This window comes from Xanthomonas sp. NCPPB 2864 (assembly GCF_056675615.1).
This window is the reverse complement of record NZ_JBWWVS010000001.1, coordinates 1-13,765: the sequence shown is the minus strand read 5'-3', so window position 1 is coordinate 13,765 and position 13,765 is coordinate 1. Positions and strand designations below refer to the sequence as shown.

9 protein-coding genes are annotated in these 13,765 nt (G+C 67.5%); 4 read left to right on the top strand and 5 right to left on the bottom strand.

What is annotated here, in order from left to right:
* Positions 1 to 202: 202 nt before the first annotated feature.
* Positions 203 to 2,179, bottom strand: a complete 1,977-nt coding sequence (gene cysN / locus AC1KVE_RS00045; protein ID WP_167763781.1) for a sulfate adenylyltransferase subunit CysN — start codon at positions 2,177 to 2,179, stop codon at positions 203 to 205.
* Positions 2,179 to 3,087, bottom strand: a complete 909-nt coding sequence (gene cysD, locus AC1KVE_RS00040) for a sulfate adenylyltransferase subunit CysD (RefSeq protein ID WP_167709535.1) — start codon at positions 3,085 to 3,087, stop codon at positions 2,179 to 2,181. Before cysD ends, cysN begins: the two co-directional genes overlap by 1 nt.
* Positions 3,088 to 3,266: 179 nt before the next feature.
* Here cysD and AC1KVE_RS00035 point away from each other — a divergent pair, with 179 nt between their 5' ends.
* The 3 genes from AC1KVE_RS00035 to AC1KVE_RS00025 all read left to right on the top strand — a co-directional run bounded on the left by AC1KVE_RS00035 (position 3,267) and on the right by AC1KVE_RS00025 (position 7,663).
* Positions 3,267 to 5,114: an assimilatory sulfite reductase (NADPH) flavoprotein subunit gene (locus tag AC1KVE_RS00035; RefSeq protein WP_184456687.1), complete on the top strand. Its 1,848-nt coding sequence runs from the start codon at positions 3,267 to 3,269 to the stop codon at positions 5,112 to 5,114.
* A gap of 105 nt (positions 5,115 to 5,219) precedes the next feature.
* Positions 5,220 to 6,941: an assimilatory sulfite reductase (NADPH) hemoprotein subunit gene (gene cysI / locus AC1KVE_RS00030; protein ID WP_184379098.1), complete on the top strand. Its 1,722-nt coding sequence runs from the start codon at positions 5,220 to 5,222 to the stop codon at positions 6,939 to 6,941.
* On the top strand, positions 6,938 to 7,663 hold the full coding sequence (locus AC1KVE_RS00025) for a phosphoadenylyl-sulfate reductase (RefSeq protein WP_024940721.1): 726 nt from the start codon (positions 6,938 to 6,940) through the stop codon (positions 7,661 to 7,663). Before cysI ends, AC1KVE_RS00025 begins: the two co-directional genes overlap by 4 nt.
* A gap of 129 nt (positions 7,664 to 7,792) precedes the next feature.
* Here AC1KVE_RS00025 and AC1KVE_RS00020 read toward each other — a convergent pair whose 3' ends face one another.
* From AC1KVE_RS00020 to AC1KVE_RS00010, 3 genes are all read right to left on the bottom strand, one after another.
* On the bottom strand, positions 7,793 to 9,340 hold the full coding sequence (locus tag AC1KVE_RS00020) for a PepSY-associated TM helix domain-containing protein (RefSeq protein WP_184456685.1): 1,548 nt from the start codon (positions 9,338 to 9,340) through the stop codon (positions 7,793 to 7,795).
* On the bottom strand, positions 9,340 to 11,343 hold the full coding sequence (locus AC1KVE_RS00015; protein WP_184456965.1) for a TonB-dependent receptor: 2,004 nt from the start codon (positions 11,341 to 11,343) through the stop codon (positions 9,340 to 9,342). Before AC1KVE_RS00015 ends, AC1KVE_RS00020 begins: the two co-directional genes overlap by 1 nt.
* Before the next feature lie 195 nt (positions 11,344 to 11,538).
* Positions 11,539 to 11,970: a DUF2946 family protein gene (locus tag AC1KVE_RS00010; protein ID WP_102251413.1), complete on the bottom strand. Its 432-nt coding sequence runs from the start codon at positions 11,968 to 11,970 to the stop codon at positions 11,539 to 11,541.
* A gap of 293 nt (positions 11,971 to 12,263) precedes the next feature.
* On the opposite strand from AC1KVE_RS00010, the gene AC1KVE_RS00005 reads away from it, so the two are divergent.
* Positions 12,264 to 13,460: a GAF domain-containing sensor histidine kinase gene (locus tag AC1KVE_RS00005; RefSeq protein ID WP_024938175.1), complete on the top strand. Its 1,197-nt coding sequence runs from the start codon at positions 12,264 to 12,266 to the stop codon at positions 13,458 to 13,460.
* The last annotated feature ends 305 nt before the right edge of the window (positions 13,461 to 13,765 follow it).

Genomic DNA, 13,765 nt, shown 5'->3' with positions numbered 1-13,765 from the left:
AGAAAGGGCGTGCTTTGCACCATGACCAAAGACCCTTGCTGTCGTCGGCGCGATGCGCTGGTCAGCGCAGCCACCGACACGGCGGCGTGGCTGCCGGACGGACGCGGCCACCGCTCGGCCGCTGCATGTACGCATTCATGCATTGCGGCGTCGCGTTGCCCACACCCACCTGACGCCTGCCGCTATGTCCTGTCAGCCCCGCTCAGCGTTCCAGCCCGAGAAACTCGAGCACATGACGCGCCAGCGCCTCTACGTTCTCACCATCGGCGTGAAGATGGACCTCCGGCGCCTCCGGAGCCTCGTAGGGCGAATCGATGCCGGTGAAATTGGGAATCTGCCCGGCCCGCGCCTTGCGGTACAGCCCCTTCACATCGCGCGCTTCGGCAACCGCCAGCGGCACGTCCACGAACACCTCGACGAACTCCCCGGCATCGAAGCGCTCGCGCGCCAGCTGCCGCTCGGCGCGGAACGGCGAGATGAAGCTCACCAGCACGATCAGGCCGGCATCGGCCATCAACCGCGCCACCTCGGCCACGCGGCGGATGTTTTCCACACGGTCTTCGTCGGTGAAGCCCAGATCGCGGTTGAGCCCGTGGCGCACGTTGTCGCCATCCAGGATGAAGGTGTGATAGCCCAGCGCATGCAGGCGCTTGTCGACCAGGTTGGCGACGGTGGACTTGCCTGCGCCCGACAGGCCGGTGAACCACAGCACGCGCGGAGTCTGGCCCTTGATACGCGCGCGCGCGGCGCGGTCCACATCCAGATGCTGCCAATGCACGTTGCCGGCACGACGTAGCGCGAACTCCAGCGTGCCGGCGGCCACGGTGGCATTGCTCTGCCGGTCGATCAGGATGAAGCCACCCAGCACGCGGTTGCGCGCGTACGGCGAGAACGCGATCGGTTCGTCCAGCGCCAGATTGCAGTAGCCCACCTCATTGAGCTCCAGCCGCTTGGCGGCCAACCGCTCCTGCGTGTTCACATCGACCTTGTGCTTGATCTCGCTGATGCTCGCGGTAACCGTGCGCGTGCCGATCTTCAGCCAGTACGGGCGCCCCGGCAGCAAGGCCGCATCGTCCATCCACAGCAGATGCGCGGCGAACTGGTCGGCCACTTCCGGTGGGTCGTCGACGGCGGCAATGATGTCGCCGCGGCTGATATCGATCTCGTCGCGCAAGGTCAGCGTGACCGCCTGGCCGGCGCGTGCGCTGTCCACCTCGCCGTTGGCATCCAGCACCGATGCCACCTGCGTGCGGCGCCCGGACGGCACCACCACCACGGCATCGCCCACCCGCACCTGCCCGGCCGCGATGGTGCCGGCGTAGCCGCGGAAGTGCTGATGGGGGCGATTGACCCACTGCACCGGCAACCGGAAGCCGCTGCCGGCTTCCGGCGTCTCCACGTGCACGGTGTCGAGATGCTGCAGCAGATGCGGGCCGCGGTACCACGGCATCCGCGTCGATGGGCTGGACAGATTTTCGCCAGCCAGAGCCGACAGCGGAATGCACTGCACATCGGCGATGCCCAGCTGCGCGGCCAGCGCGCGGTAGCCCTCGGCGATGTCGGCGTAGACCTGCGCGTCGTAGTCCACCAGGTCCATCTTGTTGACCGCCAGCACCACATGTCCGATGCCCAGCAACGACACGATGTAACTGTGCCGGCGCGTCTGCGCCAGCAAGCCCTTGCGCGCGTCCACCAGCACCACCGCGACATCGGCAGTGGATGCGCCGGTGGCCATGTTGCGCGTGTACTGCTCATGCCCGGGGCAGTCGGCGACGATGAACTTGCGCTGGTCGGTATCGAAGTAGCGGTACGCCACATCGATGGTGATGCCCTGCTCGCGCTCGGCGGCCAGCCCGTCCATCAACAATGCATAGTCGATACCCTCGCCCTGCGTGCCATGCCGCCGGCTATCGCTTTCCAGCGCGGCAAGCTGATCGTCGAACAGCCGCTTGCTGTCGTACAGCAGGCGCCCGATCAAGGTGCTCTTGCCATCGTCCACGCTGCCGCAGGTGATGAAGCGCAGCAGCGGCTTGGCTTCGTGTTGATGCAGGTAGGCGCTGATGGCGCCGGGATTGGGGAGTGGGGATTGGGGATTGGCAAAGGCAGCTGCTTCCTCCGCTCCGTCCACGGCGAACCGCTGTTGCGAATCCCCAATCCCGAATCCCGATTCCCTGCCCATCAAAAATACCCCTCAAGCTTCTTCTGCTCCATCGACGCGCCTGGCGCATGATCGATCATGCGGCCCTGGCGTTCGGAGCTGGTGCTGACCAGCATTTCGGCGATCACCGCTTCCAGCGTGTCTGCAGTCGATTCGATCGCGCCGGTGAGCGGATAGCAGCCCAGCGTGCGGAAGCGCACCGAGCGCAGTTGCGGCGTCTCGCCGTCGTGCAATGGCAGGCGGTGGTCGTCGACCATGATCCAGGCACCGTCGCGCTGCACCACCGGGCGCGGCGCGGCGAAATACAGCGGCACCACCGGTATCCGTTCGCGGTAGATGTACAGCCAGATATCCAGCTCGGTCCAGTTGGACAGCGGAAACACGCGCACGCTTTCGCCGGGTTTGGTGCGCGCGTTGTACAGATTCCACAATTCCGGGCGCTGGTTCTTGGGGTCCCAGCGATGACGCGCGTTGCGGAACGAGAACACGCGCTCCTTGGCGCGCGATTTCTCCTCGTCGCGGCGCGCCCCGCCGATCGCCGCGTCGAAGCCGCCCTGCTCCAGCGCCTGCTTCAGGCCCTGGGTCTTCATGATGTCGGTATGCACCGCCGCGCCGTGGCTGATCGGGCCGACGTCCTGGGCGATGCCGTCGGGGTTGATGTGCACGCGCAGGTCCACGCCGGTCTCGGCCGCGCGGCGGTCGCGGAAGGCGATCATCTCGCCGAACTTCCAGCGCGTGTCCACATGCAGCAGCGGGATCGGTGGCGGCGACGGCGCGAACGCCTTGAGCAGCAGATGCAGCAGCACCGAGCTGTCCTTGCCCACCGAATACAGCATCACCGGGGCCCGGAATTCGGCGGCGACCTCGCGCAGGATGTGGATGCTTTCGGCCTCGAGCCGATCCAGGTGTGACAGGGGCAGCAGAGTCATCAAGGTGTCGTGGGCGTCGGCGGGCAGACCAGCCGATGGTAGGGCAAGGCGCCGCAGTGTGTGGCGCGGGCCGCCCACACCCAAATAAGCGGCCGGCATAACGCGATAACGGCTCATCCTTTCTGGCCACGGCAACGCTTCCCTAACATCGCTGGTCTCATCAACCGCCCTGGATCCGAATGACCGCCGCCAGTTCCGCGCTTCCGCCCAGCCCCTTGCCCGACGAGCGCAAGGCGCTGCTGGAACGGTTGGTCGACGGCCTGGATGCCGCATCGCTGTGGTGGCTGTCCGGCTACACCGCCGGGCTGGCACAAGGCCAGCCGCCGCGCTCGCTGGCGGTGTTGCCAGGCGGCCAGCCGCACGCGCCGGCACAGGAAAGCCAGCGCCTGACCGTGCTGTACGGCAGCCAGACCGGCAATGCACGCCGGGAGGCCGAGCAGCTGGCAGCTGAGGCCGAGGCCGCCGGCCTGAGCGTGCGTCTGCTGCGTGCCGATCAGTACCCCACCCGCGAGCTGGCAAGCGAGCGACTGCTCTACGTGGTCATCAGCACCCAGGGCGAAGGCGACCCGCCGGACGACGCGATCGGGCTGGTGGAATTCCTGGCCAGCCGCCGCGCGCCCAAGCTGCCCGAGCTCAAGTACGCGGTGCTCGGCCTGGGCGACTCCAGTTACGCCGATTTCTGCGGCATCGCACGCGGCATCGACGATCGCCTGGCCGAACTTGGCGGCAGCCGCGTGCAGCCACGCGGCGAAGCCGATCTGGATATCGACAGCGTCGCTGCACCCTGGCGCACGCAGGCGCTCAAGCATGCACGCGAGCAGCTCAGGAGCGGCCCGCCATCGGCCACCATCACGCCGTTGCGCAGCAGTGCAGCCGCACCGGTGTGGTCGCATCAGCAGCCCTTCCCCGCCGAAGTGCTGGCCAACCAGATCGTCAGCGGGCGCGACTTCAAGGGCCCGCAGTTCCGCGTCTACGCCTTGCCGAGCAAGCGCGTGCGCCATCTGGAATTTTCGCTGGAAGGCAGCGGGCTGAGCTACGAGCCCGGCGATGCGCTGGGCATCCGCCATCGCAATCCGCCTGCGCTGGTCGATGCGGTGCTCGAAACGCTGCGCCTGGACGGTCATGCCGCGGTCACCGTCGGCGAAGAGACTCTGGCCCTGCACGAGTGGCTGGCCACCCGGCGCGAATTGACCAAGCTGTCGCGGCCGCTGCTGGCCGCCCATGCCGAGCGTGCGCGCGCCGACGAGCTGCAAGCGCTGCTCGCCCCGACCCAGACCGCCGGCCTGGCGTCATTGCTTGCCGATCACCAGTTGATCGACGTGCTGCGACGCTGGCCGGCGGATTGGGACCATGCAGGCCTGCTGGCCGCGCTGCGCCCGCTCACCCCGCGCCTGTACTCGATCGCCTCCAGCCGCAAGCGCGTGGACGAGGAAGTGCACCTGGTGGTGGACGAACTCACCTACCAGGCGCACGGGCATGCGCATCTGGGCTCGGCCAGCGGCTTTCTGGCCGCATTGCGCGAAGGCGATACCGCACCGGTCTACATCGAGCCGAATGCGCGCTTCCGGCTGCCGGCCGATACCGATCGCGACATCCTGATGATCGGCCCGGGCACCGGCGTGGCGCCGTTCCGCGGCTTCGTCCAGGAACGCGCCGAAACCGGCGCCAAGGGCCGCAACTGGCTGTTCTTCGGCGCGCAGCATTTCAATACCGATTTCCTGTATCAGGCCGAATGGCAACAGGCCTTGCAACGCGGCGAACTGCACGCGCTGGAAGTCGCGTTCTCGCGCGACCAGGCCGAAAAGATCTACGTGCAACATCGCCTGCGCGCACGCGGCGCCGAGGTCTACGCCTGGCTGCAAGGCGGTGCGCATCTGTACGTGTGCGGCGCCATCGGCATGGGCAAGGACGTGCACGCCGCCCTGCTCGACATCGTCGCCACCCACGGCGCCGTGGATGCAGAAGCCGCCGCGGCGTATCTCACCCGTCTGCAGGTGGAGGGGCGGTATGCGCGTGATGTCTATTAGTGCCGGGAATCGGGATTGGGGATTGGGGATTCGTAACTGCGGGTTCCCCGGGTCTGGTTGTTGTCGTGCTGCTGCTTTTTTGTTTTTGCCAATCCCCAATCACGAATGCCGAATCCCGTCATGAGCCACTCCGTCGAAGACATCAAATCCGAAAGTCGCCGTCTGCGCGGGTCGCTGGAACAGAGCCTGGCCGATGCGGTGACCGGTGCGTTGCGCGAGGATGATCAGACTCTGATCAAGTACCACGGCAGCTACCAGCAGGACGATCGCGACATCCGCGATGAGCGGCGTCGGCAGAAGCTCGAACCGGCGTACCAGTTCATGATCCGCACCCGTACGCCGGGTGGGGTGATCTCGCCCACGCAGTGGCTGGCGCTGGATGGCATCGCCACGCGGTACGCCAATCATTCGCTGCGCATCACCACGCGCCAGGCGTTCCAGTTCCATGGCGTGATCAAGCGCGAGCTCAAGGCGACCATGCAGGCGATCAATGCCACCTTGATCGATACGCTGGCCGCCTGCGGCGATGTCAATCGCAATGTGCAGGTCGCCGCCAATCCGCTGCTGTCGCAGGCGCATGCCACGTTGTATGCCGATGCCGCGCGGGTGTCCGAGCATCTGTTGCCCAACACCCGTGCGTATTACGAGATCTGGCTGGACGAAGAGCGCGTGTCCGGCTCCGGCAACGAAGAAGAGCCGATCTACGGCGACCGTTATCTGCCGCGCAAGTTCAAGATCGGTTTCGCCGCGCCGCCGCTCAACGATGTGGACGTGTTCGCCAACGACCTGGGCTTCATCGCGATCCTGCACGACGGCGAGTTGCTGGGCTATAACGTCAGCATCGGCGGCGGCATGGGCGCCAGCCATGGCGATGCGGAAACCTGGCCGCGTGTGGCCAATGTCGTCGGGTTCGTCACCCGCGATCAGTTGCTGGAGGTGGCCACCGCCGTGGTCACCACCCAGCGCGACTTCGGCAACCGTGCGGTGCGCAAGCGCGCGCGCTTCAAGTACACCATCGACGATCACGGCCTGGACACCATCGTGGCCGAGATCGAACGCCGTGCCGGCTTTGCGTTGCAACCCGCCAGGCAGTTCGCGTTCGAGCACAACGGCGATCGCTACGGTTGGGTCGAGGGCGACGATGGTCTGTCGCATCTGACCCTGGCCCTGCCTGCCGGGCGCATCGCCGATACCGACACCGCTGCGCATCTAAGCGGCCTGCGCGCGATTGCGCAATTGAACGTCGGCCAGTTCCGCATGACACCCAACCAGAACCTGGTCATCGCCGGCGTGCTGGCCAGCGAGCGAGCGCGCGTCGATGCCCTGGTCGCGCAGTACGGCCTGGATGCCGGCAATCGCGCGCCCACCGCGCTGGCACGCGGCGCAATGGCCTGCGTGTCGCTGCCGACCTGCGGGCTGGCGATGGCCGAGGCCGAACGCTACCTGCCCGACTTCAGCGCGGCCCTGCAGCCGGTGCTGGAGCAACACGGGCTGGCCGACACCCCGATCGTGCTGCGCCTGTCCGGCTGCCCGAATGGCTGCTCGCGCCCGTATCTGGCCGAGATCGCGTTGGTGGGCAAGGCGCCCGGCCGCTACAACCTGATGCTGGGCGGCGACCGCCGCGGCCAGCGCCTGAACACGCTGTACCGCGAAAACATCACCGAAGCGGACATTCTCGCCGCACTGGAACCGCTGCTGGCGCGCTATGCGGCAGAACGCGATCAGGCCGGCGACGAAGGCTTCGGCGATTTCCTGCATCGCAGCGGCCTGATCGCGCTGCCGCCCTACCCCACACACCGTCACCTCGACCTGGAATTGCTCGCATGACCGCGCTGCCCGCTGCATCGATCACTGCGTCCGCGCTGGACGACCTGGACGCGCTCAACGCGCAGCTGGAAGGCCTGCGCGCCGACGAGCGCGTGGCCTGGGCACTGCAACACGGCCCGCAGGAGGCGGCACTGTCGTCCAGCTTCGGCGCGCAGTCGGCGGTCACGCTGCATCTGCTCACCCAGCAGCGCCCGGACATTCCGGTGATCCTGATCGATACCGGTTACCTGTTCCCGGAAACCTACCGGTTTGCCGACGCGCTGGCCGACCGGCTCAAGCTCAACCTCAAGGTCTACCGCCCGCTGGTCAGCCGCGCCTGGATGGAGGCGCGCCACGGCCGCCTGTGGGAACAGGGCATGGTCGGCATCGACCAGTACAACAACCTGCGCAAGGTCGAGCCGATGCGCCGCGCATTGGACGAGCTCAACGTAGGCACCTGGTTCACCGGCCTGCGCCGCAGCCAGTCCGGTGGCCGCGCGCAGACGCCGATCGTGCAGAAGCGCGGTGAGCGCTACAAGGTCAGCCCGATCGCCGACTGGACCGACCGCGACGTGTGGCAATACCTGCAGGCGCACGACCTGCCCTACCACCCGCTATGGGAACAAGGCTACGTGTCCATCGGCGACTTCCACACCACACGCCGCTGGGAACCGGGCATGCGCGAGGAGGACACGCGCTTCTTCGGGTTGAAGCGCGAATGCGGCATCCACGAGGACATCTGAGCGCGGCGCAGCGCGCGCTCGTTACGAAGCTTGCCTGCACCACTACGCGTCGAGTTTGCCGGTGGGCACACCGCCAAGCGCATCCCTGACTCGGCGCGTCCGCAGCGCATTGAGGTGACGCGCACGTACTCATGCCGCGGGAACACGTGCCTGACTGCGCTGCATCCAGTAGCGGTCGAACAGCCACATCAGCAACAACGACACCCCGACCAGCGGGAAGATCAGCCCGCAGATCACCAGCAGCGCCAGCAGACCGCGCAGCGTGCGCGGATCGGCCGGCAACGGCGGCACGCCCAGGCCGCCGACCGGGCGACGCTTCCACCACATCACCGCCGCGCTCACGCACAGCAGCACGATCGCCGCGCAGGCCAGCAACAGGATCACCTGATTGGCAGTGCCGTATTGCTGGCCCAGATGCACGTTGATGCCCCATTCCAGCGCGCGCGCCAGTGGCCCGTAATCGCGGTAGCGCATGTCCAGCAGCACCGCACCGCTGTACTGATCCAGATGGATCACGCGCTGGCGCTGCAGGTCGGCCGGATAGACCGAGGCGGTATACACCCCGGTGGCGCCACGCGGTGGCGAGACGCTGTAGCCCGGCACGATGCCGAGCGCATCGAACCGCGCCATCGCCGCATCCAGCCCGATGGCACCGTGACCGGGCGCAGCGACGTTGCCGGTGCCGCCGTGTGCGGCATGTTCCGACTGCACCGCATGTTCTGACCGGCTTGGCTGTTCCGCGTGTTCCGCGTGTTCCGAATGTTCCGAATGTTCCGCACCCGACAGCGTCACACCCACCCGCCCGTCATGCAGACCCTCATCCCCCCCCGCGGCTCCACGCCCAGGCACCGCTGACTCCGGCACACGCGCCTGCCGCAACGACCACGCCGGATCGGTCGTCTCGGACAAGCGCTGTTGCGACATCGGCAGCTGCACCCGCACACCGGCCGGATATCCGAAGTCCTGCCCATTGACCCAGCGATTGACCTGCGCGCCCCACAGCCACGACCACGGCATCCCGGTCAGCGCCAGGAACAGCAATACCGCACCGACGCCGGCACCGGTGACCGCATGCAGATCGCGCCAGAACAGCCGCTGCCCCGGCGTGCCGCGCACGCTGACCACCCCGCCGCGGCGCCCACGCGGCCACCACAGATACACACCAGTCAGCACCAGCACGATCGCCCAGCCCGCCGCCATTTCGATCAAGCCGCGCGCAAACGGCCCGATCAACTCGAGACTGTGCAGCCGGCGGATCGTCCAGGCCAGGGTGCCGTGCTCGGGCAGCACGCCGAGCACGCGTGCGCGATACGGGTCGACATACACCACCTGCCGCACAGCGTGCGTGTCGACCAGCCCAATCTCGGCACTGGCATCGGCGCGTGCGGGCGTGGTGTAACGAAACAAGCTGCCGCCGACCCTGCGCTGCGCCGCATCGACCAGGCGTTGCGCCGACACCCGCCGCTCGCCCACCGGCACGACCTTCAAGCCATGGTGCACGCTGCGGTCGATCGTATCCTGGTACAGGAACGCCGCACCTGTCAGCGCCAGCCAGACGATGAAGGGCAGCACCAGCAAACCGGCATAGAAGTGCCAGCGCCACACCGCGCGATAAAAGCGCCAGCGGCCATCCCGGCGCGGATCGGTGACGCGGCCATCGCCCATGATTGCGCGCATCAGAAGCTCCAGTCCCAGGACAGCGACAACGCACGTCCATCGCCCGGCGAATAGCCGGAACTACCGGTGTCGTACCACGCATACACGTACGCGCGATCGGTGACATTGCGCAGCTGCAGGCTGAGCGCGTTGCGTGCGTCCAGATTCCAGCGCGCGCCCAGATTGAGCAGGGCGTAACCACCGGTGCGCCCCAGCGTATTGCTGCGCTCCAGATAATAATCGCCTTGCGCATTGCCCCAGGCGCTCAGCTGCACCGCCGCGGTGAGCTGCCATTCCAGCCCGGCGGTGGCCAGCCAGTGCGGCACGTTTTCGATCTCCTTGCCGCGCGTGGTCGGCGCACTCGGGTCCGGCGTGGCAATGCTGGCCTTCTGCCGCGAATACGACATCCAGGCCCGCCAGTGCTCGGCCGGCTGCAGGTTCAGTTGCGCATCCCAGCCGCGCCGCAGCGTGCGCCCGACATTGGCCACATCGCCGACACCGGGCACGCCATTGACGCCCAGGATGGTGGCGACTTCGCCGGAAGCGCGTTGCTCCCAATACGCCAGGCGGCCGTCCATCAGCGCCGATGGCGCGAACTTGAAACCGGCCTCCCAGCCGTCGTTGATCGACGGGCCGAGATTTGCCGGCTGGCGCCGATACGCGCCATCGCCGCTGCCGATCTGGAAGCTGCGCCCCCAGTTCGCGTACACGCTGCTTTGCCCGGCCAGCCGGTAGCTGGCACTGAACTTGGGCTGCTTGATGGTGCCGTAGTCGTACGTCGGTGCGTAAATGCCGGCACGCACATCGTGCAGCTGCCCATCGACACGGTCGATGCGATAGCCCGGCACCAGCTGCAGCCGCTCGACCGGGGTCAGCACCGCCTGTACGTAGGCCCCGCGCGTGCGCAGGTCGTAATCCCAATCGCGCAATTGCGCGCCGCGCACCCGTGCCACGGTGCGGTAGCGCTGCGACTGGTTGTCCTGCCACTGCGCATCCACGCCGGCTTCCAGATTGGCCGCCAGCGCGCCGCAATCCGGCTGCCAGTTGCCGCGCAACAGCAGGCCGCGATGGGTTTCATCGGTATCGCGTTCCTGCTGCAGGCCGGCTGCGGAAAAGCGTACCCAGCGCCGATTGCGGTAATCGTTCTGGTAGGCCTTGGCGCTCCACTGCGCAGCGGCGCCCAGCGTGCCGTCCGCGTGCAACGCGGTCTGCCGCAGCTGGCGTTCGCTGCGATCGTCCTGCGCATACGCCGGCGAACTGCCTGGCGCCGCGCGTGCGCTGGCCGCATCCAGATAACCGGCTTCCAGCGCGTGATTGTCGTAGTAACGCGTGGTGAGCCCGGCACGGAAGCCGCCATCGGGGTCGGTATAGAACCACTTGCCGGCCACACTGCGTTTGCGCGCGTCGGCGTGCTCGCGATAACCATCGGAATCGCGCCAGGCCAACACATAGTTCTGGCTCCATGCGCCATGTTCGAAGCCCTTGCCCAACTGCACCTCGCGCGCACCGAAACTGCCCGCCGTCACGCTCAGGCGGCCATCGTTGCCGCCGGTACGGGTCAGCACATCCACGCTGCCGGCGATCGCATGCAGACCGTAGCGTGCATCGTTGGTGCCGCGCACGATCTCGATCGCGCTGATGTCCTGCGCAAACACCGCATCCAGATATGGCATGCCGCCGGCATTGTCGTTGCTGGGGATGCCGTCGATCAGCAGCTTCACCGCATTGATGCGCCCCTCGCCATTGAAACCACGGAACGAGAACCGCCCCGCATCGGTGCCCATGCGGAACTGGGTGACCTGCACGCCCGGCGCACGCATCAACAGCTCCCAGCTGTAGTCCACGTGTTGATCGTGCAGCAGCTCGCCACCGATCACATCCACCGAACTCAGCACGCGTGCCGTGCTCGGGCTGCGCTGGGTCTGCGCGCTCACCTGCACCTTGCCCAGGGTCAATGCCGCATCCTGCGCCTGCACAGTGCAGGCAGGCCCCCACACCAGCGCCAACGATGGCGCGTACCACAGCGTTTTCAATAATCGCAACCGCATGACCAACCCTTCGCCGTGCCGGCACGGCAACACCGCCGTGCGCCGCGGCAACACGGCGGGCACAGGCATCACGTCAGGAGAGCAGGTCGTCCATGCAACTGCGTGCGGGCGCGCCGGAAGGTCGGGCACGCAATCGCTACAACGCAGCGGACGCCCGCGATGGGGCCAGACTCACGCGTGCAGCGGCGGCCCACGTGCCCCGAGTGCGGCCCAGCGCACCGTCGATGTTGCGCGCGCCTGCCTGTGCACCGGCGCCGGCGCCGGCCGCGCTTGCAGCAGGCACAGCACCAGCAACGCCAGCCACGGCAGCAGGCGCGCGGCCAGCACGCAGTAATCGCAGGCTTCACCATGCGCGCCTGCGTGTTGGCCGGTGTCCGGCTTGGCGGGCGATGCAGCGGCGGCGTGATGGTGCGCGGCCGTCTGCGCCGGCAGGGCCTGGTCCGCATGCAGCGACCCGCCCGCGTCCAGCGCCGGCCCGCTCATGCACATCGGCTCGGGCGACTGCGCCTGGCTCCAACGGCTGACCAGCGGCGCCACCAGCATCAGCAGCACCGCCAGACAGGCAAGCAAGTGCAGGCAAGGGTGGCGGCGGAGCGAAGGCATTGCGCGAGTGTAAGCCGCCGCATGCCGCAGGGGCGATGGTGGCGGCCGGTGCGCGACCGCATGTCGCACCCGTCGGCAACGGCCGCCTTGCCCGCCAGACTGAGCAGTGGCGGAATCTGACGATCAGGCACCCTGCAGGCGCGCAGACGCGAGTACAGACGAAGTCCTGAAGGGTCGATGCACGGCCGTTGTCGAGGTCGGTAGTCACAGTTCCAGCAGTGGACGTGACAGCGCGCACATGGCAGGCCCTGGCATGCCCTATGCTTATACGTCATCCATCCACCTGCGCGCGCATGAGCACCGTCCTGTCCGACCCAGCGGCCGAGCCCCTTCCCTGTGCTGCCAAGCCGCCGAGCGAGGCATTGCGCCTTCAGGCGCTGCGCAGTTACGGCATCCTCGACACGCCGCGCGAGGCCGCCTTCGAAGACATCACCAGGCTGGCCTCGATCATCTGCCAGACGCCGATCGCGCTGATCAGCCTGGTGGATGCCGAGCGGCAGTGGTTCAAGAGCGAACGCGGCATGGGCGAGCGCGAGACGCCGCTATTCAAGTCGATGTGCGCGCATGCGCTGCTCGACAGCGACGTGCTGGTGGTGCCGGACACCCGCGAGGACGTCCGCTTCGCGCGCAATCCGTTGGTGACCGGCGAGGCGCCGTTGCATTTCTATGCCGGCGCCGTGCTCAAGACCAGCGAAGGTCTGCCGCTGGGCACGGTTTGCGTGCTCGACCGCCAGCCGCGCCAGCTCAGTGCCGAACAGGTCGATGCGCTGCGCGCACTCGCACGCCAGACCATGGCACAGCTGGAACTGCGCCGCGCGCTGCAGGTGGCCGAAGAATCCGACCGCTACCGCAGTCGCCTGATGGCCATCGCCGGGCACGACCTGAAGACCCCGCTGCGCACCGCCGCCTACGCCATCGACAAGATGCGCCGGCATGCCAATGTCGATTCGGTGCCGACCCTGGTCACCGCGCGCGATGCGATCAATCTGGTGGCGCGCAACCTCGACGAGCTGGCCACCCTGGCGGCCGCCAGCGAGACCGCCACGCCGGATCTGCAGCCGCTGGCGCTGGAAGATGTGCTGCATTCGGTGCTGGGTGTGTGGCGGCAACCGGCGATCGACAAGTGCCTGGCCTTGCGCCACGTGCCCACCTCGCTACGCGTGCGCAGCCATCCCACGCTGCTGACCACCTTGCTCGGCAATCTGATCGGCAACGCGGTCAAGTACACCGAACGTGGACGCGTGCTGGTCGGCGTCCGGCGTCGCCCCGGCCACGCGGTGGTGGAAATCATCGACAGCGGCATCGGCCTGAACCTGGACCACCCCGAACAGGTGTTCCAGGCCTTCCGCCAGGCCGACCCGCGCAGCGACGGGCTGGGCATCGGCCTGTGGATCGTGCACCGCACCGCCGAGACCCTGGGCTGCGAAGTGGATGTGCGCCCACGCCCGGGCGGCGGCACCTGCTTTTCGGTACGCATCCCGCTGGCCTGACCACCACTCGGTAGCGCCGGGCCAGACTGAGTCAGCGCAGCAGGTGGGCGCTGCTTGCCGGCATTGCGCAGACCGGCAACGCCATGCAGCCGATGCCACGCAAAAAAAGGCGGACCCGGGCTCCCGACCCGGATCCGCCGCCAAGCACGCCAGGTCTCTCCCCAGGGACCCGGGTGCGCCAGTCGCTCCATTGCGCAGCCTCGCGCAATGGTGATGCGACAGCGCTAGCAACCGCTTGACGACACCGACAAACAAACCAGCGATGCGATGTGCCGCATCGCCGGTCCTGCGCCGTCCACCCCTAG